Source organism: Qipengyuania sp., assembly GCF_042095715.1.
In the GTDB taxonomy this organism is placed as follows: Bacteria; Pseudomonadota; Alphaproteobacteria; order Sphingomonadales; family Sphingomonadaceae; genus Qipengyuania.
Genome location: NZ_JBELMO010000022.1, coordinates 20,539 through 38,359, shown reverse-complemented (window position 1 = coordinate 38,359; position 17,821 = coordinate 20,539). Strand labels below are relative to the sequence as shown.

The window sequence follows — 17,821 nt, the reverse complement described above, 5'->3', positions numbered from 1 at the left end:
CCGGTAATCGGTGAACAGCGGGTCGTTGCGCACGGTCTCGCTGGTGCCGTAATTGCAGCCGACACCCGGGTAATCCTGCACCCGGTCCGCGCCGGTTTCGTTGGGAACTTCGGCCATGAACTGGCTGAAATTGCCCCGGCAGCCGACGCCGTGGATGAAGGCCCAGTTGCCCTGCGCATTGCCGCTGACATCCGACTGGTTCGTGCCCCGGAACACGTCGGACTTCGAGAACACCGCCACCGCGATGTTGCCGACCACGCTTTGCAGCTTGGAGGTCCGGCGCGTGTCGCCATCGTCGTAAAAGGCATTCCATCGGCCTGCGAGCAGCGCGCCAGCATGGGTGTTGTTATGCATGATGATGTGGCTGTTGTTGCCGGTCGCGCTGTCGGCCGAGATGCGCACCGCCGGGGCCGTAACCGCCGTGCTGTATTCGATAACGTTCTGCACGAAGGCGTAGCCATCGGTATCGATCGTGTCGCAAATCGTGATCGTGCCGGCGCTCGATCCGGGGTTGGGCAGGGTGTTGAAGGCTGCAATCCCACCGGAAAATGAACGCCCCCCGCGCTCCAGCTTGGCATTCCAGATATAGCTGCCCACCACGCACCAGCCTTCGATGGGGAAGCCGCTAGCGCCATAGGCGGAAGGCGTCAGGCTGACCCCGCGCAGCAGCCGGTGCTCGGCGGTCGCAGCGTTCAGGATGGTGCCGTTCGTGTTGCTGACATTCGTGAAGGTGGTGCCGAAGTGATAATCGTGCGCCTGGTTGATCCAGGGATTGTTGTTGTTCCCATTGTCGAAGGTGCAATTGTCGAAGATCACCTCCAGCTGGGCAGACGCGCCGTTACCAGCGATATTGCTGGTGCCCGTCCGCACAATGGCAATATCCTTCAGGACCAGCGCTCCCGTGGTGAGCGGTGCGGTCAGCGAACCGCCGGTGCCCAGGTATGGCGCGAAGCCCGCCGCCCCGAAGCTCACTCGGGCATTCGCCTTGGGAATGGTCGGATCGCGGGTAATGGTCAGCGCCCCGACCCTTTGCGTGCGATGCGCGGCCGTTGCGCCAAGTACGAAGGGCGTGCCGCCATCGTCGCCGGTGCGAATTTCGCCCATTTCGACGCCGCTGGTGGCCTTCAAAGCATTATCCAGCGCGGTGATCGCGGCTGATATAGACGCGAAAGGGTTGGCGCTGGCGGTCGCAGCGTTGGTGTTGACCTGGCCGGTGCTGTCGCTCCCACCGTTGGCGGCGGTCTTCACATAGGCCAGCGTTTTTGCGCCGGTGTTCTTCAGGAAGTAGCGCGTGCTGAAACCACGCGCCGCATTGCCGTCGAGAGCGCTGTCGGCGATCGAGGACAGCGCGGGCGTCGGATGATAGGCGCCGATGCGCGGATAGACTTTCGCGTCCAACCTGATCAGGCCCGGCGCGAGGCCGGACACATCGATATTCGCCTTGTAGGCGATCACGGCATTGCGGTCGCCCGCGCGGTTCGACACCACCGGCAGGCCGACTTTGACCGTGGCGGTGGCGCCATCCTTGTCCGTCGCGATGAATTCGACGCAATCGACCTGCCTCCCGCTGCTCGCGTTGCGGTGAAAGGCGGTGAGCTCGGCTTCCAGCGTGCCGGCCACCACGAGGCGGTGCGGCATCACCCAATTCACCACCGGCTTGGGGCTGGTGACCGTCGAATTGTTGGTGACGCCGGTAATGCTGTCGGTCGCATAGACGTAATCGGATAGCGCAACGGTGGCGGCGGTCAGCGTCAGGTGATTGGGATAGGGGTTGCGCACCCGCTTGGTGGTCACCAGCGTCTCGACGAGGTCGTTTCTGGGGACGCCGGACACGAAACCCTGCCGCCGGACGGTCACGGGCTTCAGCGCCAATTCCTGCGGCACGGTCATCGTCGCGCGCCAGCCATCGGCGGCAATCGCGGTTATGGGCGCCGCTTCGACGACGATCGCAGGCTGGAGGGCAAACAGGCCCACCCCGGCCATCAGGTGCAAGCCATGCATCACTTTGTCTCCGGGCATGCCGCGCGGAGCCGCGCGTTGTGTTCCTGGACGGCGGTCACCGTCTCTTCGCGGTCGAACCGGTTGCCCGGATCGTCCTGCCCGGCCTCATCGGCCTGGGCGTACCGGATCGGGCCATCGCCCTGGCACCAGCTGCTATTCTTGCGCGCCGGGCCTGTATCGCTCGCAGGCGGCGGGCCGGTCACTGTCGAGCAGGCACTGTTCGTAACGAGCAGCGCTGCGCTCGCCAGCGCTGCGAAGATCGGTTTGCGCATTCTTGGCATCTCCCAATTGGTCGAGGGTCCGGGCCTGTCCGGCGATCACCTGTTCCTGCCCGCCGATGGTGCGGCCAGTTTCGGTGGCGGTTTCAACGGTGTCGGCGAGACGGTCGATCGCGGCCCACGCGATCAGCACGAGCCCGGTGACGGCGATGGCGAGCCAGGCCCAGCGGGCGAGGCCGAAGGCGCCCCTGGCGACAAGCCAGCTCATCGCGCCCACTCCCCGGTTTTCCGATGGAGCCACGACAGGAACTGCCCCACCGTTTTGCCTTCGAGGATCGAACGATTCGCACGAGTTGCCGCCTCGCCGACAATCCAGTCCGCGCGCCGGTCCGGTTCGGCCCCGATCAGCGCAGCGGCCGTCACCGGACCGAGGAAGTGCGCCGCGTAAAGCGAAGCGCGGTTGATCGGGATATTGCGGTCCTGCAGGTACGCGGCATTCTTCGCCGTGAACGTCTTCGCGCGGGCCAGCTGCTCTTCGACCGGCGGCCTGAGCCCACCGAACGCCAGCGCCCGATCGCCGCCCCAAGCGCCGCCTTCGCCCAGCCAGGTCGACTTGATGAACTGGTAGAGGCCCGACGCGCTGCTGGTCGATGCCTTGACGAAGGGCCTGTCGTTGCTCTCGATTTTCGACAGCATCGGCCAGTAATCCTCCGGCAGATCATCGCCTGCGGAAGGCGGCGGCGGCATCAGCGCGTCCAGCTTTGCGAGCGTGTCCTTTCCCGCCCAGCCATCCACGTTGAGCCCCGCGCGCTCCTGAAACAGGCGCACAAAGTCATCATCGGTCAGCGTGGTCATCGTCCAATTTCCTTGCGAGTTGCTCGAGCTCTTCAGGCGTGTCGCGCGGCGGCGGGTCGGCGCGGTAGAGGCCCTTGCGGATCTCCCCCACGTCGATCTTGGCCCACTTGCGCGCGAAGTCCGGCAGGTTGTCGTTGCCTCGGAAGCCCACCACCAGGCCGATCCCGGCGGCGGCGAGCTCGGGGAAGCCGGGCACCACCAGCGATCCGCCCGCCACCATGATCCCGGCGATGATGAAATTGGCGAGCGCGGCGAGGGAGGAGACGCGGATGTCGCGCTGGATCCGGTCGCGCGTGGCTTCCATCTGCACCAGCACCGACACGCGGATCACCGCCCCGCCGATCAGCCCGATCACGATCGCGCCCACCAGTTCCAGGCTGATGCCGCCGATGCTGATCTGCGACAGCAGCGCGAGGATGCCGCCCGGCGCCGCATATTTGCCCGCCGAATTCGCGCTGGCGGCCAGCACCTGCCCGATCATCCTCCGGTGGCCAGCGCATAGAGCGGCATGATCGTCACGAAGATGGTGGCGCCCATGTAAACGAAGCGCGGCCGGTCGGCGCGCGCCGCCAGGCGCACGGTGGCGGCATTGGCCCAGCACCACCACACCAGCAGGACCATGACGTCGCCAAGCCCATCACCGGTGATCCGGCGATACTGCAGATCGAGCGCGATGAAGCTGACCGCGCCGATGAAGGCGCCGGCGTGAAACCAGCTCCACGCGATATCGTTCAGCCGCCGGCTGTAGGGCGGCCGCTCCTGCGAATGGCGCAGCCGCCACCACAGCAGCATCGCGATCACCGACAACGCACCCGCCAGCACGCGGAAGGCGAAGATCATCGTGTCCACCATCAGCGGCACGAGGTGGCCGTAATCGATCGGAAACATCACCGAACCTCCATGCAGCGAAGCGTCACCACGAAGCCCAGCAGGCCGGGCAGGGCACCGATGGCCGGGCAGAGCAGTGAGGGTCGGGTGGTCGAAGGAGATTCCTCCCCGCACGCGAATGTGTTACGCGACGAAGATGAGCGGACCATTCGATCCCGGTTACTACCGGACTGACGAACTTCGCACCTTCGGCTTCAAGTCGGTGGGCGATAATGTTTCCATCGCCAAGACCTGCAAGATTGTCGGCCTTGATAACATCGAGGTCGGAGACAACTCCCGCATCGATGACTTCACCACGCTCATTGCGACCGGCCCACTCTTCATCGGGCAAAGCGTCCACATTCACTCGTATTGCCAGATCGGTGCGCGGGGAGGGGTAACACTGCACGCCTACTCCGCGCTCGCGAGCGGCTGTCTCGTCTATTCCGCCAGCGACGATCTGAGCGGACGGCACATGGTCGGCGGATCGGTGCCGTCTCAATACACAAATCCCAAAATCGCGTCCGTGGTGATGGGGAGGCATGCGGTGGCCTTTGCGCGCACCACCATTCTTCCCGGAGTCGCTTTCGAGGAAGGTGCCGTTGCGTGCGCGCATTCCCTTGTCAGCCGCACCGTCCCGGCGTGGACCATCGTTGCGGGATCGCCTGCCGAACACCGCATCAAGCGCTCGCGCCGCTTGCTCGGTTTCGAGGCCGCGATGACGCTGGCAGATAAGGTCGCCGCCTGACATCACAGGTGATACTCCCGCAGCAGGATGCGGGCCGCATTAAAATTGGCGGGCACAAGGTATTCGATCTTGCCATCCGCGACCGGGACTAGCCCCTCGTGCTGGACCGCGATATTCGAGACGGGCGGCGTAATTTCCATGTATTGCGCGGTGTTTGCAACGCCGTTTGCGCGCAGGAGCATCGAGTTCGCATCCGCCGCCGCGGTTGTCTTCGCGAGGACTTTTATCGCCACGAATTTCGCAGTTTTCGGCACACCGTAGACAGCCAGGTCGAAGGTGTAGAATGCGCCATCGCGCGTCATGTTGCCCTCAACGAGATGCCAGCTTGTCCCCAAGACGTCGGCCGGCATGGTCATCACGCCCAGTTCCTGAGCGAAAATTTGGCCCGTGCCCCCTATGAGGAACGGGTCGCCGAATGTGCCTCCGTCGCCGTGTTGAGCTGCAAGGTTGCGCAACTTTGCCGTGGCAGCGACATTGAGGTGGACTTTGCCCCCCGCGCTATTGACCGGCATAGAGCAGCCGGAAATCGACAGGTTGATGACCGTGTGATTGTCGAGAACCCGTATAATGTCCTGATTGGCGCGATATTCGAACTGGACGTTATCGATCGCACAGCCTTGGTTGAATGACGATGTGTTGGCGCTCGTCAGTCCCTGGGCGTTTGCGAAAACGATGTTTGGCATCTCAACCGCGCCGGACGTGTCGATGTAGCCGCCACTGATCTTGGGGCCGAAGTCCATCGACTCGATCCAGAGCACAGCCCCGTTTGGCGTCGTGTTCCCAGTTGAGTTTTTGAATGTCGTGTTGCTGAAGAAATCGCCGTAAGCCGATTGCTCGCTGGTGGCGATTGTGCAGAATTGGCTCGTTACGGCATGGCGAGCGTTGTTGTTGGTCCCGAAATAAACATACAGCCCGCTGTTCTGGTAGAAGTAGCAGGCGGTAAAAATGTTGATCTCGCTGGCATAATTATAGATGCAGGCGATCGTGAAGTCGCCGTGAACATTGATGTTGGTAAAGCGATGCAAGCCCGCCGAAGGGTTATCCGGAACGAGAGTGCCTGAGCGCGCTAGAAGTATACCGACATTCGGAGTAGCGGTCCCACCGCCATAGATAGTCAGGCCATCGATCTTCATGCCGAATGCGCCAGACAGATCTAGAACCGGCTTCCCGTTCGTTTCGCCTTTGATGATCGCGCCGTAACCAATGACGTTCTCGACAATCGCAGAGGCATTCCATCCCGGCGTGCCGCTGTCGATGCCGAACCAGAGGGAGTTCGTGACCCGATAGACACCGGGCGGAAAGATCAGCGTGCAGCTCTTTGCGAAATAGGGAGAGCCGATATCGGTTATCCCGTTTGCGCGCAGGGCGGAGAGGGTGCGGCAATAGTCTACCGCCTTCTGGATGGCTGCCGTGTCGTCAATGTCACCGTCGCCGATCGCGCCGAAATCCTTCACGCTGACGGTTTCGGCGTTTCTTTCCGCCTGTGTGCGGCGTACCGCCTCGGCATACGGCAGCTTTCCAGCGACTGCATCGGTACCGTTGTCTCCGCCAAGAAAAGCCGTGGTGGCAAGCGGAGCCGCCACCACCGAACCTCCATCTGTGCGCTGATAGCGCGTGTAAGTCTCGGGGGTGGTGCCAATCGGAGTCCGAAAGAATTGGCCCTCGCTGGTCGCCGCTTCCCCTGCGGCTTGCGAGACATAGGTAGGACCACCGAACTCCTCGGCGAAGGCGGCGGCAGTCTCTGCAGCGTCCCGGGCTGCTTCGGCCCCTTGCTTTGCGAGTAGCGTGTAGCCGAGCGTATCGCCCACGACGGTGCGAACCGCTTCGCCCTGGCGAACTTTGGTGTAGATCGTCATGCCGGTGTGCTTGCCTCGATTGTGAAAATGCTGTCGTAGGCGAGGAATTTGGTCCCGCCGGCGGGCGTGATGTGCATGCCCCACCAGATGTTGACGTCCTCGCCGGGCTCGCCGGTGGGCATCGCCTCCATGGTTGTTTCGTTTATCCGGATACCCACCGTGGTGATGGGTAGGTCGCCCGAGGTGTCCACCTCGACGATCCGAACGCCCTCCGCGCTCGCGCTGCTTACGGTATCGAGACCGGCCCGCAGCGATCCGCCGTTGCGACGGTCGCGCACCTCAAGGCGAAACGTCGCACCCGTGAAGTCGAGACCGTCGATCACGATGGTTTCGATGAGCGCAGTGGAGCGTGCCCCGCGCAGTGGCGCGGAACGGATCGTGGGGAACATTGAGTTTCCTTCCTGTCAGTTCGAATTCACGACCTGCGGACCACCGCCATAGCCACCACCACCGTCGCCGCCCGGTGGGGGTGTCGTCTCGGGATAGGTTCCGTTGGCATTTTGTGTGGAGATATAGCGGACGATGACTTGGCGCGGGTTCGCCAGTTCGGCGAGCGCCGGGCGAACCATCGCTGAATATGTTCCAGTGTCGAGGCTCCAAAGGACGACATAGGACGTTGCTTCGGTGAGGCCGGTGATCGAAGCTGCGGGAAATGAAATGGCGTCGCCATTGTCTAAAGTCGCGTCGAATTCCACGATCGTCGCCGTCGTATCGGTGGTCGTGACGGGATAAGCTATGGTGGAGGTGACGATCTGGCGTGCTGCGCTCACTGGACTGTTGGCGCCCACTGCGACCGCATCGCGCTCTTGTGAGCTTGATGTCGCCACCACTGGCGGGGCCGCGCCCGCCTGTCCCAGCGCCATCGCGTGCTTCGCATCGCTCTCGGTCTCGACCAGCAGCTTGACCGTCATAGTCTGCAGGTCGATCGTCCGGTCCAGCACCACCACCTTCTGCCCCGCAAGATTGTAATCTGCCATGTCTTCGGCGCAGACCAGGCAGGTGCCGATCCGATAGCGCCGCATGCGTGGACCGCATGGGATCTCGATCGGGCCACGCTCGCGCAGCCGCGCCAGCTTGTAGGTGCAGAGCTCGGCAGCCTGCTTCGCCTGGTTGCACAGATTGATCTGCGTCTCGCCCGCGCTGCGCTTTTCTCCGCCATCGGCCGCGACATAATCGTCGATTACGATCTCTTCGCCCGGCACGAAATCCCACTGATGCGCCTCACTGGCGAACTTGGGTGTGATGGCGTTGACCCGCTCGGCGATGCTTTTGCTGCTGGGCTTGCGAACCGGGGCGTCGGTCAGATCGGCGGCGCTGATCGTATCGACCGCTACCCGGGGGGCCTGCCACACCACGCCCAGCCTGCCACCGGTCACCACTGGAATGCCGCCGCCCGCCGCGCAGATATCTTTCAGATTGTCCCAGCGGGGCGGGGCGCCTTCGCCTTCGAACACGACGCCGCCGCCTTCCCAGCCATTGGCATCGCAGACATTGGCGAAGGCTGCCCAGTCATCCCACCAGATGCCATCGACCGGGCCGATGCCGTCGACCACCACGTCCTGGAACCCGATGCCCACACCCAGCACCAGCTTGCCGTTTTGTACCCGCCCCATGGCGTAGGTTACGGGCTGCACCGCGGGGTTCTTGCTGAATTCGTAGGTCGCTTCCTGGAACTGCCGGTGATCGCCTGCTCCGTTGGGCAACGTGCCGTCCAGCCTCATGTCGTAACATTTCGCGCCCAGCCAGACCCCACCCAACGCGGGGAGCCCGGAAGCAAAACGCTTTCCTTTCTTGTCGAAGGCGGCGGCGAACCCGATCGCTGCTTGCCCCGATAGTCTTGCGCTTGGACCCCACCCGGGGATGGCATTCGTGAAGGCTTGGCCTAGCGCAAAAGGTTCAGGGCACTGGCCGAGCTGAGTATCGGCATAAAGGTAATTGTTGTAATAGCCTTGCGCGACGAGATTGCTGAACGCCACAGGTTGATAATCGACCTGAACCGATTCCAGAGCTTCGTAAGGTCCGCCGCCCCCGAACACCGCCGCGCGAAAATACAGCGGGTTCACCACGTCATTGGTGGTCGGCCCGTATCCGATCTCGTGCCGGATCACGCCGCCGAAATAGGTGCGGCCCAGCAGGTAGGGCTGCGGCGGATTGACCGCTAGAAGAGTGTCCGTGACGCTGCCCAGACGCGGCGGCTCCTTGGCGGTCAGCTGCGCGCCCACGCTGGCGGCCGTTGCCACGACCGTCGCAACGCTGGCCGCCGTGGCCGCTGTCGCAGCCAGGGCCGTACCGGCTGCTGCGAAGGCTCCAACGCCAGTCGCTGCAAGAGCGACCACCCCGGCCACCGTCGCCACTTTCCTAAGCGCGCCGGACATCAGACCCTCCACGCCCCGACGAATTCATGCACGATCAGCGGCATCATGCGGCTGCCGTCTTCCGGCCAACCCATGCTTTCGGGCCCGACATGCAGCAGAACCGCATCAAACCCCTCCGTCCCTCGCACCACCGCGAGATCGCCCAGCAACATCGCCGCCGGCGCAATCCGCGCCATGGGCAGGACTGCATCAAGCATCGCCGCCACATCGGCCCACCCGTGCTTCTTCAGCGCCCTGCGCGCCCCTAAACCCGACCGGATATCCGGCATCGGCGGAGGGCGATGGCCCATTTGCCTCAAGTGGTACCGCGCCATGTGAACGCAGCTGGTTCGCGCCTTCCAGTCCAGCTTCCGCTCGCGATATTTTGCCAGCGTCGCTTCGGTCGCCATCTGGCGGCGCAGCAGTTCGGGTCTCATCGCGCTACCTCGCGTTGGTAGCGATTGGAGATGAAACCGCTGCGCGCACCGCCACCGACCACACCACCGGGAGGTGAGGCGACACCCCAGGCCACCGGCGTCTTCAACCCGGTCGCCTGATCGTGCCCGGTCTCGCCGGGCCAGATCGACTTGTGCCAGGCCGCGCTTAGCGAATTGCCGCTGTTGCGCAGCAGCAAGCGCTCGATCATCGTTCCGACTTCGAAATCCACCTTTCGAACGGCCCGGCCAACCTCCAGCACGCTGCGATCGATCCGACCGTCGTAATAGAGGTCCGCTTGGGTGATCTGTCCGCTTGGCGCATCGAACTCAGCAATCCAGACTTTCAGCCGGGACCCTTGCAAATCCTCGCGATCTAGTGTGGCGACCGGTGTCGCGCCTTGGGGGAACACGCTGAACCCCGTGCTTGGCAGTTCGTCGCCCATTCCCTCGGATATCGCGTCCACCGCCGCGATCGATCCCCACACCGGATCGCTGCTCCGATAAGTCTCGCCTTCGAAGACGAAGAATCCGCCATCGCACCAACGCGCCGTCCCCGTCGGAAAGTCCACCGCCATCAACACGGTGAGCCCGATCCGCCGCATCAGGCCGTTTCCCGGATCTCGAACTCGGTCAGCAGATGATGCGCCAGGCTTATTTCCCAGGCGCGCTCGTCGCCCGAAACCATGCCTTCGATCATCGGCTTTGCCAGATGAACGGTGGCGCCATCCGCAAAAGGGGCGCGCAGCATTTCGGACAGCGGCAACACTATCTTGCCGTCACCGCCCGCGATCACCGTACCCGCGACATTGTGCAGGTAGTGCTGCCCCCCCGCGTCCTCGATCGACAGCCAGAAACCTTCCTTGGCGGCGTAACCGGGGGTCAGCCCGCGCAATGACAGCGCCATGCCGGCCTGTCCTGCGTCATCCACCACCGGCGAACCAGGCAGGCCCTGGTCCACGCCCGCCAGATGGAAAGGCACGCGCAAACCCTCGCGCTGCGCCCGGATTAGACGCGAGACGATCACCCGGCCATGTTTCGCCATCTGTTGTGGGGGCAGTCCGAAGTTGCAGCGATAGCGGTTGCCCGGGCGATCGATCCGCAGGGCCTCGGCTCCGCTGGATGGCTCCACCGTCGCCCCGAAATCCATCAGCGCCGGCGCCATGGCATTGGGCACCACGCCCTCGGGTAGCTCGATCATGCCATGCTCCGCTTGCGCGAGCGGGCAAGGCTCATCTGCGCGCCCGCCGAACCAGCACCGGCAGCGCGAACCGCCATAGGCGCGGCCACCGCCACCGCACGCCCATCGACCCGCGCATCGAAATAGGGGGAGGGGATGATCTCGACGCGCGCGCGGCCCATTGCCATGCTGTCGCGGTTGTTCCACACTCGCTCGCCGCCTCGGAAATTGACCAGTTCAGGCCCGCGTTCCCCTACCCAGTGAAGGCCCGACATGGCGCTGGACGTGCCGGTAGCATAGCCGCGAGGGCGGTTGATGTTCGCCGCGATTTTGCTGCCGAAGGCGCCGATACTCCCGAGCTGCAGCCCGAGGCCGATCACGCCCTCGAGGATACTTAGAAAACCGCCGCCCTTGATCGCGCTGGTCATGTTCGAAAGAGCGGCGAGCGTGTCGTCCGCCATATCCTTGAAAGTCTTGGCTACCTGCACCGTCGTCGCCTTCGATCGCTGGCCAAGCTTCCCAATCTTTTCGACCAAAGCGTCGAGCCCGTCGCCCATCTTCACCAGCGGCGTATCGCCAGCCTGGCGGAGTTCGTCGCTGATCGGAATCTCGCTGGTGCCCGTTGTGGGAAGACCGGCGGCCTCTCTCTGCAAGGCGGCCAGTGCGCGGTCTCTGGCAGTGGGGTCGGAAATGCCTTTCGTGATGAGGGCAGTTTCCTCCGCATATCGCCTGGCATCCGCAAGCTGCGGGAACAGCCGGTCGAGTATCCCCTGGACCTCGCTGGCCATCTGCCGGAATCCCGCCGCAGTCTTCTGAGTCGCCTTCGCAGCAGGGTCGACCATCGCGCTGTCGAGACGGTTCATTTCCGCCGCGATCCCGTCCACCATATCGGGCACGTAGCTATGCCCCACCACCGCGTCGTAGAGATCGAAGAACGATCGCTTCACGGCGTCGATCTTGGCCGTAACGGAATCACAGATCCGGTTGAGCCGATCGACCACCGCGCCCTTGATACCGGTCAGCATCTTTTCCAGTGAAACGAGCGCGCTGTTCGCCATCTCGCGAAGCTTCGCGGGGATCAGCGTGGCGGCTTCCACCGCGCCGTTGATGGCGCGCCTCAGCTCGGCGTTCACGCCCAGCGCCCATTTGTTGTAGCGCTGGTTGGCGTCTTCCAGTCCCACCACCGCGTTGATGAAGGCCAGCTTCAGATTGCCGATCGCTTCTTCGTATCGCAGGAAGGCATCTGCGTTCTGCACCGCCACCTTGGCCTGCTTGGCAGCCAGAACCTCCTGAAGCTGCACATATTTGGCCTGCGCTTCGACCGCGTCTTTCACCTCTTGGTCGGAAAGAACGATCCCCAGCGCTTCTGCATCGTCGGCCAGCTTCTTCATCGCCGCGCCATTGTCCTTCAGCAGGGGCAAGAGGGCGGTAGCGTCGTTGGCGAGCGCTTCCATGTAGAAGGTGAGCTGCTGCTGATTGACGCCGGCCTTTTCGAGCGACGACACGTAGAGCTGAAGGGCTTGGGGACCGGACAGCTTTTTGAACTGCTCTGCCGTAACGCCGACCTTGGGGCCGATGTTGTCGAAAAAATCCTTTAGCGGCCCGCCGCCGGTTTCGAGGAAATCGCCAACCTTGTCGTTCACATCCTTGAAGATGTCCGACAGCTTTTCGTTATCGATGCCGACCGCCTTCGCGGCATAGGCGACCTTCTGGAACTCGGCAGCCCCCGCGTTCGCCAGCTGCGCGGATTTGGCGATGGCCGACGCACCCGCCAGCGACTCCCTTGCCATGTCGCGGAAGGCATTGGCGATCTCACCGATGCCGGTAGCCAGGAACGCCCCTGCGAACGCCGATCCGATCTTCTTGATGCCGTTGAGCGACTTTTCTAAGCCCGATGCTTCCTTGCGAACCTGCCGCGCGCCGCTCTTGAAACGAGCGGTTTCAAGCGTCACATCGACGTTGAGCGAACCGATCTTTGCCGTCATTTAGACTGCCTCGCTCTCTTTCGCGCCGCACGTTCCGCAGCCTTGTCGACCTCGATGCTCAGGTCGGACAGGATGATGTTCAGCGATCGTTGTTTGAAGCTATCCCACGCGGGACGCATGTACGGCTGCGCTACGGTTCGAACCGTCCCGAATTCGCGCGGGACGCCGTTGCGGCTATTCGTACCCATGAAGAGACGGAGCCCTTGGCGCGGTTCCTTGCGATCGGCGCGCCGCGCGCGTTTCGACAGGGAAGAACCGATTACCAGGCTACGCTGCAGATCGCCCTCGTCGACTGGGACCAGCTGCTTGGCTCTGTCCAGCATGGGCTCAAGCGCCTTCTTCGCCACCCGGCGCAGGACGGCCCTCTCCGTCGCTTTCGGAAGGTCCGCCAGCGCCTTGTCCAGTTCCTTGAACCCGGTGATTTCGAATTTCATCACCGCGCTCCTTGATCCGTTTGAACATGTCGACGAGAGCCTGCTTCCTGTCCGCCGGGGTCGGTGGATTCAGCAGTTCGTCGAGCCGGGGTATCCGCCGCTGCCCTTGAAGAATGGCACCGTACCAACCGGTCATCGCCGCTTCGTCGTTGCGGCCCTTCATCCGGGCCCCGACGATCAGCGAGTAGCTTCGCGGCGTTGCCTTGAAGAACGCTTCCGGGTCGAGCCCGACCTCGCACCACTGCCGCCAGAGGTCTTCCCAGCTTGGCGGCTTGGTTCGTTTCCCTCAGTGCTCCTGGGCTCGGCGGGCGCCGCGGCTTCGGCGGCGGCGTTCAAGGCGGCCTGCACCTCTTCGCCATGTTCGAACAGGATTTCCGCCGCCACGGTCCTGTCGATTTCGGGATGGCGAGACTGCAGGGCTGCCCACAGCAGCGCGCGAACCGCCCCGACAAAACCCATCGCCATGTCCTGCATGAGCAGGTTGAGCGGCTTCCCATAGGCGGCTTCGGCGGAGATCAGGGCTTCATGATTTAGCGTCAGGGTGAAGCAGCGCTTGTCCGGGAGTGAAAGCGGGACCTCACCCTTCAGGATGTTCATGCGCCAGCGGCCACGTAGGCCGCGATGTCATTAACCGTGGCGACCCGGAAGGTCGCCGTCGCTTCCTTCAGCCCACCAGGCGTGACACGGCTGTAACTATAGCCCGTGCACTTCGCGGTCCCCTCAACTTGCGCGGTAGGCGTGCCATCAATAGCGATAACCGCCTTGAAAGGCCGCACATCTGCGGCGTTCCGCGCTTCGGTAAGCAGCGTGTCCGTGTCCGAGAGGAAGCGAGCGTTCAGAAGGACCTCGAAATCGGTGTCCTCGTAGAACGCGCTCAGGTATGTCCGCCGCCAATCGTGATCGAGGTCGGTATCTTCGACTTGTTCACGCTGACCGCCAGTCGGAATATCGAATTCCTTGACACCAATCAGCTTGTAAAGTGAGCCGGCGTCATCCAGCCAAAACTGGTCCTTATGCCCCAGCGAGGGATCTACATCTTCAGCCATGGAATGCTCCCGGACCTAAGCGTGACGATGCCAGACGAGCAGGTCCAAGCTCGCCTGGTGGACAAAACCGCCTGTCGTATCTTCGCCAAGATCGCGCGGACCTTCCGGCGAGACACGGCCGAATATTACGTCATCGATTGAAAAAGGGGCTGATGTTGCGGTGACGATGCTTTCCGCAATCTCTCGCGCATCAGCATATCTCTGGGCAAAGCTGTCGGCCTGCACCCGGGTTTCTCGTGCGCCCAGATAGCCATCGAGATCGTCCGGCCGCGGATCGCTGATCGTCTGGAGCCGAACATAGGGCAGCGCAGTATCCTGCGGCACTATCCCCCAGAACACCCGTTCGTGGCCCAACGCGGCAACGATGCGTGACCGCAGCGCGGTTTGCATGTCAGCCACCGCGTACTGCCGTTATATCGCGTTCGCCGCGCTGCCGCCCCGGAACATTGGACTCGATGTCCCAAATCCCGTCGCACACGATGCGGTCTCTAAGCGTCACGTCGCGCGTGGTCGCGTTGTCGAGAACGGTGAAGGTGGCTGGCTGTCTTCCGCTTTCCATCGCTGCCTGCCGCCTCTCGTCGCCACGCCCCCAATTGATCGCTGCCCATTCTCTCGCGAATTGGGACCAAGTGGGAATTTCGCCACCGTAGCCATCCTGCGTAACCGCTGCCCGCTCGAACGCGATCAGCGTGTCCCGCCTGCCGCTGGAGATCACGAGACCAGCCCGACGATCCCCGAGGCGGTCGTTCCGGTCGCGAGGACCCGCGTGGGGCTGAATGGCAGGATCGAATTGGCGGTGGCCTTCACGGTCACATTGTTGCCGTCCGAGCCCTTCATCACGATGTCGCCGGCTCCGGTTACGTAGATCGCATCCGGGATAGTGGGCAGATCGGTGTTGCCATCTGGCGTGATCGGAAAGAACCGCTTGGCACCGCCCAGCTTGACCAGCGCAGCGGTATTCGCGTCCTGCCTCGCCGCTGTCGCCACGCCCGTCATCTGGACGGGGAGGGGGTTCTCTTCGGCGACTTCGGTGTATTCGCCGTCCCCGCCGAAACCCTGTTTGGTCCGCGCCACCTTCACCGCATCGCCGCCGATGATCACCTCGTCGAAGGCGATGACGGTATCGGCGGGCGCCGGTGTCGAGATATTGTCAGCCATCGGCCAGCCTCCTGAAAACGAACTGCGTCACCGGTCCGTCCTGTGCGGTGCTGTCCACGCGCCACAGCCGGTCCTTCATGCGAAAAGTGATGCCTTGCAGCCGCCTGCGCGTCAGCAGCGAGGCGGTCAGCGCGGCGCCGGTCGCCATGTCCTCTTCGAAGGACACCTTGACCTCGTCGGCGACGCCCTCGATCGTCACCGTCTCCGGCTCTGCCACCGAGATCCTCATCGCTGCGCCACGCTGATCGCGATGGTCCGCTGCCAATGGCGCGGTGGCGTGCTGTCGGTCTGCATCGTCATCTCGAAATTGCAGAGCCGCCCCTGGCCGCTCCATGTCCCGGCATCGATCTTTCCCGCGTCGATCTGGGGCCACAGGATCAGGTGGCTGTCGTCCTTGTCGAATGGCGCGTAAGCGCCGTTGTCCGGAATCGTGAAACCCAGAATGGAGCTCGCGGGCGTCACGGCAAAATCCACGCTGGCGAAGCGCTCGCCCTCTTCGAGCAGGGCCGACATGTCGATCTCGAAGTTCAGCTTGTCATATGGGTCCAGCACATGGCCAGCCACCGTGAATCCCGCATTGCGCGACAGCCTGATCCTTCGCTCGGCAGGCGCATCCAGCAGTACGCCCGGCGAGGTACCTCCATCGAGCAGCCCGAGAACGAGAAGCGCGGAAATCATCAGATCATGATCCAGCGGTGCTGATCGATCAGCGCGTTGACCGCCATAGGCAGTTCGGTGGGGGTCGGGCCGGTGGTGACAGCGGAACGGTTCTCGAACAGATGCGCCAGCATCAGCTTGACCGCCACCTGCAGGTCCGGCGGCACCATGTCGTCCCCCGCCACGAACTCGATCGAGACGGTGCCGGCAACCGGCCAGGCCATGCCAGGCGCGGGCCGCAGACGCTCCATCACCACGACAGCCCCCTCATAATCGACCGGATCGCCCGCTCCGTCTGTATAGCTGACCGAGAGCAGCTCGGTCACCGGCCGCACGGGGAAATAGTCCGCCCGGGCAAAGCCGGGCGCCTCCCAGCGAAACTCCGCCGGCGCCAGCACGATGCCCGAAGCCCGCTCGACATACTGCACCGCCGCATCCCGAAGCGCACCAATCAGCGCATCCTCCTCGGCATGCAGCACCCGCAAATGCGCCTTCGCATCCGCCAAAGACAGCACCGCCTCGCCGTCGAAATTGGAAAGGCGGCTCAGTCGCATGATGATCAGGCCGACTTGTTAGCCGGCTTCTGTGCCATCTTGTTCGTCGGCTTCGCTGCGGCCTTTGCACTCGGCACACGCTTGACCGCACCTTGTGCGGACAGCTTGTCGAACTCGGCCTTGCTGAACTCGCGCTCAGCGCCGATTGGATCGCTGTCTAGCGGCTTCAGAAGCACCGCCTTAATCTTGGCCATGTTAATCTCCTTCGCTTTTCGGAGGGCCGCACACGGCCATCGGAAAAGCGGGGAGCGGGTGACCGCCCCCCGGATTGTTCATCAGGCGACGCGACCGAAGTCACCGTACACGAGAGCTTCGGGGCGATAGATCGCCAGCGCGAGCCGTTCTTCGGCGCGGATGGTCACCTTGTTCTTGGTGAAGTTGTCGCCGTCCTCGGTCGAGGCCTCGACGGTGGCATTCTGACGGTCGAAGATCTGCGCCGCGAGGTCGAAGGCCCCGACCAGGAACTTGTCCTCGACCATCGCCTGCGTCGCGACGACCGGAAGACCCCACAGGGTCGGCATGGTGGTGCCTTGCGGATTGCCGATCAGGTAGTTGTCGTTGGCATCCTTCAGGAGTTCGATCACGGCCCAGTCGATCGGGTTCATGACCATGCCGTTCGCAGGATATTCAGCAAGCGCGACTTGCAGCATGGCCAGTCGAACCGTGTCGATCTGCTGTGCCGCCGTCAGTCCGCTCGGCGCGGCATAGTCGGTGGCTGCCGTCACCAGGCCTTCAAGGTTCTGACCGGTGCCGCTGCCATTGAGCAGCTGCTGCTCTTCGACGAATGCCAGGCCGTAGCGGAGGCGATTGTCGATGATCGAAGCGAGGCCGGCGGCATCGTCCAGGATCTGCACGCTCGCGCGCATCCAGTGTGCGATCGTCCGTACGGTGGCGGTCGCTTCCTCGTACTGGATTTCGGACTGTGGCTTCGGTGTGCCTTCAGCGACCGGAGCGGCTTTATTGGTAAAGCCCTTCTCCTTGTCGTACTCGATTGAGTTCGAATTGGTCGTGCCCTGCGCAAGCAGGCCTCGGATGGTCATGCGTCGCTGGGGAAGCTGGACCGGGGCGGCCCGCTGGGGCTGCACCAACGTTCCCACCGAACCGGCCGCGTCGGTGGTCAGCGACGTGATGTCCTTGACCTCGACCTGCACCCGGCCGCGCGGACGGGTCTCGCCGGCGAAGGCTTTGAACTGCTCGTCCTGGACGAACCGTTCGCCGGCCGTGAGCATATCCTCACCGCGTCCCGTATCCCGGGCCAGCTTCTGCTCGAGATCCTCGAGGCGCGTCTTGGTGCGGTTGAACTCGGTCAGTGCCTCGTCGATCTTGGCCTTGTCGTCGGCAGAGAGCTTTACGCCTTTTTCAGCCTCTGCAAGCGCCTTCTCAGCAAGCTCCTTCACGGAGCTGAACTGCTTATCGAATGCAGCTTTGGTCTCGGCCGCCAGCTCGGCGGCCGTTTTGGTTTGTTCGGTCATGT

At 63.3% G+C, this 17,821-nt stretch carries 24 protein-coding genes; 1 reads left to right on the top strand and 23 read right to left on the bottom strand.

The features are described 5' to 3' along the window. From ACFDTG_RS07585 to ACFDTG_RS07565, 5 genes are all read right to left on the bottom strand, one after another. A partial coding sequence (locus ACFDTG_RS07585; RefSeq protein ID WP_375290423.1) for a hypothetical protein occupies positions 1–2,001 on the bottom strand: 2,001 nt, incomplete at its 3' end. A 153-nt stretch (positions 2,002–2,154) separates the two neighbouring features. Beyond that, on the bottom strand, positions 2,155–2,487 hold the full coding sequence (locus ACFDTG_RS07580) for a hypothetical protein (protein WP_375290422.1): 333 nt from the start codon (positions 2,485–2,487) through the stop codon (positions 2,155–2,157). Then, positions 2,484–3,074, bottom strand: coding sequence for a peptidoglycan-binding domain-containing protein (locus ACFDTG_RS07575; RefSeq protein WP_375290421.1), 591 nt, complete (start codon positions 3,072–3,074; stop codon positions 2,484–2,486). The genes ACFDTG_RS07580 and ACFDTG_RS07575 overlap by 4 nt, the downstream gene beginning before the upstream one ends. Next, positions 3,055–3,555, bottom strand: a complete 501-nt coding sequence (locus ACFDTG_RS07570; protein ID WP_375290420.1) for a hypothetical protein — start codon at positions 3,553–3,555, stop codon at positions 3,055–3,057. Before ACFDTG_RS07570 ends, ACFDTG_RS07575 begins: the two co-directional genes overlap by 20 nt. Beyond that, entirely contained in the window at positions 3,552–3,962 is a 411-nt protein-coding gene (locus tag ACFDTG_RS07565) for a hypothetical protein (RefSeq protein WP_375290419.1), read from the bottom strand. Before ACFDTG_RS07565 ends, ACFDTG_RS07570 begins: the two co-directional genes overlap by 4 nt. 136 nt (positions 3,963–4,098) lie before the next feature. Between ACFDTG_RS07565 and ACFDTG_RS07560 the strand changes: the two genes are divergently transcribed. Then, positions 4,099–4,689 (top strand): acyltransferase, encoded by a 591-nt coding sequence (locus ACFDTG_RS07560; protein ID WP_375290418.1) that lies wholly within the window; start codon positions 4,099–4,101, stop codon positions 4,687–4,689. A 2-nt stretch (positions 4,690–4,691) separates the two neighbouring features. On the opposite strand, the gene ACFDTG_RS07555 is transcribed toward ACFDTG_RS07560, so the two are convergent. The 18 genes from ACFDTG_RS07555 to ACFDTG_RS07470 all read right to left on the bottom strand — a co-directional run bounded on the left by ACFDTG_RS07555 (position 4,692) and on the right by ACFDTG_RS07470 (position 17,819). Next, positions 4,692–6,545, bottom strand: coding sequence for a glycosyl hydrolase family 28-related protein (locus ACFDTG_RS07555; protein WP_375290417.1), 1,854 nt, complete (start codon positions 6,543–6,545; stop codon positions 4,692–4,694). Continuing rightward, positions 6,542–6,934 carry a hypothetical protein gene (locus ACFDTG_RS07550; protein ID WP_375290416.1) on the bottom strand — a complete coding sequence of 131 codons (393 nt, stop codon included), beginning with the start codon at positions 6,932–6,934 and terminating at the stop codon, positions 6,542–6,544. Before ACFDTG_RS07550 ends, ACFDTG_RS07555 begins: the two co-directional genes overlap by 4 nt. Before the next feature lie 15 nt (positions 6,935–6,949). Next, positions 6,950–8,920: a hypothetical protein gene (locus tag ACFDTG_RS07545; RefSeq protein ID WP_375290415.1), complete on the bottom strand. Its 1,971-nt coding sequence runs from the start codon at positions 8,918–8,920 to the stop codon at positions 6,950–6,952. Continuing rightward, the gene (locus tag ACFDTG_RS07540) at positions 8,920–9,336 is read right to left on the bottom strand and encodes a hypothetical protein (RefSeq protein ID WP_375290414.1); all 417 of its coding nucleotides are present in this window, start codon (positions 9,334–9,336) and stop codon (positions 8,920–8,922) included. The genes ACFDTG_RS07545 and ACFDTG_RS07540 overlap by 1 nt, the downstream gene beginning before the upstream one ends. Continuing rightward, entirely contained in the window at positions 9,333–9,938 is a 606-nt protein-coding gene (locus ACFDTG_RS07535; protein WP_375290413.1) for a hypothetical protein, read from the bottom strand. The genes ACFDTG_RS07540 and ACFDTG_RS07535 overlap by 4 nt, the downstream gene beginning before the upstream one ends. Further along, positions 9,938–10,534: a hypothetical protein gene (locus ACFDTG_RS07530; RefSeq protein ID WP_375290412.1), complete on the bottom strand. Its 597-nt coding sequence runs from the start codon at positions 10,532–10,534 to the stop codon at positions 9,938–9,940. Before ACFDTG_RS07530 ends, ACFDTG_RS07535 begins: the two co-directional genes overlap by 1 nt. Continuing rightward, positions 10,531–12,498, bottom strand: a complete 1,968-nt coding sequence (locus ACFDTG_RS07525; RefSeq protein ID WP_375290411.1) for a hypothetical protein — start codon at positions 12,496–12,498, stop codon at positions 10,531–10,533. The genes ACFDTG_RS07530 and ACFDTG_RS07525 overlap by 4 nt, the downstream gene beginning before the upstream one ends. Then, entirely contained in the window at positions 12,495–12,932 is a 438-nt protein-coding gene (locus tag ACFDTG_RS07520) for an HK97-gp10 family putative phage morphogenesis protein (protein ID WP_375290410.1), read from the bottom strand. The genes ACFDTG_RS07525 and ACFDTG_RS07520 overlap by 4 nt, the downstream gene beginning before the upstream one ends. A 177-nt stretch (positions 12,933–13,109) precedes the next feature. Then, entirely contained in the window at positions 13,110–13,529 is a 420-nt protein-coding gene (locus ACFDTG_RS07515; RefSeq protein ID WP_375290409.1) for a hypothetical protein, read from the bottom strand. Next, positions 13,526–13,978: a hypothetical protein gene (locus ACFDTG_RS07510; RefSeq protein ID WP_375290408.1), complete on the bottom strand. Its 453-nt coding sequence runs from the start codon at positions 13,976–13,978 to the stop codon at positions 13,526–13,528. The genes ACFDTG_RS07515 and ACFDTG_RS07510 overlap by 4 nt, the downstream gene beginning before the upstream one ends. A gap of 15 nt (positions 13,979–13,993) precedes the next feature. Further along, positions 13,994–14,368 (bottom strand): DUF3168 domain-containing protein, encoded by a 375-nt coding sequence (locus tag ACFDTG_RS07505; protein WP_375290424.1) that lies wholly within the window; start codon positions 14,366–14,368, stop codon positions 13,994–13,996. A gap of 1 nt (position 14,369) precedes the next feature. Further along, the gene (locus tag ACFDTG_RS07500) at positions 14,370–14,693 is read right to left on the bottom strand and encodes a head-tail adaptor protein (protein ID WP_375290407.1); all 324 of its coding nucleotides are present in this window, start codon (positions 14,691–14,693) and stop codon (positions 14,370–14,372) included. Further along, a complete protein-coding gene (locus ACFDTG_RS07495; protein WP_375290406.1) occupies positions 14,690–15,136 on the bottom strand; it encodes a hypothetical protein in 447 nt (148 codons plus the stop codon). Before ACFDTG_RS07495 ends, ACFDTG_RS07500 begins: the two co-directional genes overlap by 4 nt. Then, positions 15,129–15,365, bottom strand: coding sequence for a hypothetical protein (locus ACFDTG_RS07490; protein ID WP_375290405.1), 237 nt, complete (start codon positions 15,363–15,365; stop codon positions 15,129–15,131). Before ACFDTG_RS07490 ends, ACFDTG_RS07495 begins: the two co-directional genes overlap by 8 nt. Then, the gene (locus ACFDTG_RS07485; protein WP_375290404.1) at positions 15,362–15,814 is read right to left on the bottom strand and encodes a hypothetical protein; all 453 of its coding nucleotides are present in this window, start codon (positions 15,812–15,814) and stop codon (positions 15,362–15,364) included. The genes ACFDTG_RS07490 and ACFDTG_RS07485 overlap by 4 nt, the downstream gene beginning before the upstream one ends. Further along, positions 15,814–16,347: a head-tail connector protein gene (locus ACFDTG_RS07480; protein WP_375290403.1), complete on the bottom strand. Its 534-nt coding sequence runs from the start codon at positions 16,345–16,347 to the stop codon at positions 15,814–15,816. Before ACFDTG_RS07480 ends, ACFDTG_RS07485 begins: the two co-directional genes overlap by 1 nt. Before the next feature lie 5 nt (positions 16,348–16,352). After that, complete coding sequence (locus ACFDTG_RS07475; protein ID WP_375290402.1) at positions 16,353–16,541, bottom strand: hypothetical protein; 189 nt, start codon at positions 16,539–16,541, stop codon at positions 16,353–16,355. Positions 16,542–16,622: 81 nt separating this feature from the next. Further along, positions 16,623–17,819, bottom strand: coding sequence for a phage major capsid protein (locus ACFDTG_RS07470; RefSeq protein ID WP_375290401.1), 1,197 nt, complete (start codon positions 17,817–17,819; stop codon positions 16,623–16,625). Between the last annotated feature and the right edge of the window lie 2 nt (positions 17,820–17,821).

Excerpts from the sequence above, each read along its gene's own strand:
- ACFDTG_RS07555 (WP_375290417.1), bottom strand. The coding sequence starts at position 6,545 with ATGACGATCTACACCAAAGTTCGCCAGGGCGAAGCGGTTCGCACCGTC.
- ACFDTG_RS07550 (WP_375290416.1), bottom strand. The coding sequence starts at position 6,934 with ATGTTCCCCACGATCCGTTCCGCGCCACTGCGCGGGGCACGCTCCACT.
- ACFDTG_RS07535 (WP_375290413.1), bottom strand. The coding sequence starts at position 9,938 with ATGCGGCGGATCGGGCTCACCGTGTTGATGGCGGTGGACTTTCCGACG.
- ACFDTG_RS07470 (WP_375290401.1), bottom strand. The coding sequence starts at position 17,819 with ATGACCGAACAAACCAAAACGGCCGCCGAGCTGGCGGCCGAGACCAAA.
- ACFDTG_RS07475 (WP_375290402.1), bottom strand. The coding sequence starts at position 16,541 with ATGGCCAAGATTAAGGCGGTGCTTCTGAAGCCGCTAGACAGCGATCCA.
- ACFDTG_RS07570 (WP_375290420.1), bottom strand. The coding sequence starts at position 3,555 with ATGATCGGGCAGGTGCTGGCCGCCAGCGCGAATTCGGCGGGCAAATAT.
- ACFDTG_RS07560 (WP_375290418.1), top strand. The coding sequence starts at position 4,099 with ATGAGCGGACCATTCGATCCCGGTTACTACCGGACTGACGAACTTCGC.
- ACFDTG_RS07565 (WP_375290419.1), bottom strand. The coding sequence starts at position 3,962 with ATGTTTCCGATCGATTACGGCCACCTCGTGCCGCTGATGGTGGACACG.
- ACFDTG_RS07525 (WP_375290411.1), bottom strand. The coding sequence starts at position 12,498 with ATGACGGCAAAGATCGGTTCGCTCAACGTCGATGTGACGCTTGAAACC.
- ACFDTG_RS07485 (WP_375290404.1), bottom strand. The coding sequence starts at position 15,814 with ATGATTTCCGCGCTTCTCGTTCTCGGGCTGCTCGATGGAGGTACCTCG.
- ACFDTG_RS07545 (WP_375290415.1), bottom strand. The coding sequence starts at position 8,920 with ATGTCCGGCGCGCTTAGGAAAGTGGCGACGGTGGCCGGGGTGGTCGCT.
- ACFDTG_RS07495 (WP_375290406.1), bottom strand. The coding sequence starts at position 15,136 with ATGGCTGACAATATCTCGACACCGGCGCCCGCCGATACCGTCATCGCC.
- ACFDTG_RS07580 (WP_375290422.1), bottom strand. The coding sequence starts at position 2,487 with ATGAGCTGGCTTGTCGCCAGGGGCGCCTTCGGCCTCGCCCGCTGGGCC.
- ACFDTG_RS07480 (WP_375290403.1), bottom strand. The coding sequence starts at position 16,347 with ATGCGACTGAGCCGCCTTTCCAATTTCGACGGCGAGGCGGTGCTGTCT.
- ACFDTG_RS07505 (WP_375290424.1), bottom strand. The coding sequence starts at position 14,368 with ATGCAAACCGCGCTGCGGTCACGCATCGTTGCCGCGTTGGGCCACGAA.
- ACFDTG_RS07520 (WP_375290410.1), bottom strand. The coding sequence starts at position 12,932 with ATGAAATTCGAAATCACCGGGTTCAAGGAACTGGACAAGGCGCTGGCG.
- ACFDTG_RS07540 (WP_375290414.1), bottom strand. The coding sequence starts at position 9,336 with ATGAGACCCGAACTGCTGCGCCGCCAGATGGCGACCGAAGCGACGCTG.
- ACFDTG_RS07510 (WP_375290408.1), bottom strand. The coding sequence starts at position 13,978 with ATGGCTGAAGATGTAGATCCCTCGCTGGGGCATAAGGACCAGTTTTGG.
- ACFDTG_RS07575 (WP_375290421.1), bottom strand. The coding sequence starts at position 3,074 with ATGACCACGCTGACCGATGATGACTTTGTGCGCCTGTTTCAGGAGCGC.
- ACFDTG_RS07530 (WP_375290412.1), bottom strand. The coding sequence starts at position 10,534 with ATGATCGAGCTACCCGAGGGCGTGGTGCCCAATGCCATGGCGCCGGCG.
- ACFDTG_RS07490 (WP_375290405.1), bottom strand. The coding sequence starts at position 15,365 with ATGAGGATCTCGGTGGCAGAGCCGGAGACGGTGACGATCGAGGGCGTC.
- ACFDTG_RS07515 (WP_375290409.1), bottom strand. The coding sequence starts at position 13,529 with ATGAACATCCTGAAGGGTGAGGTCCCGCTTTCACTCCCGGACAAGCGC.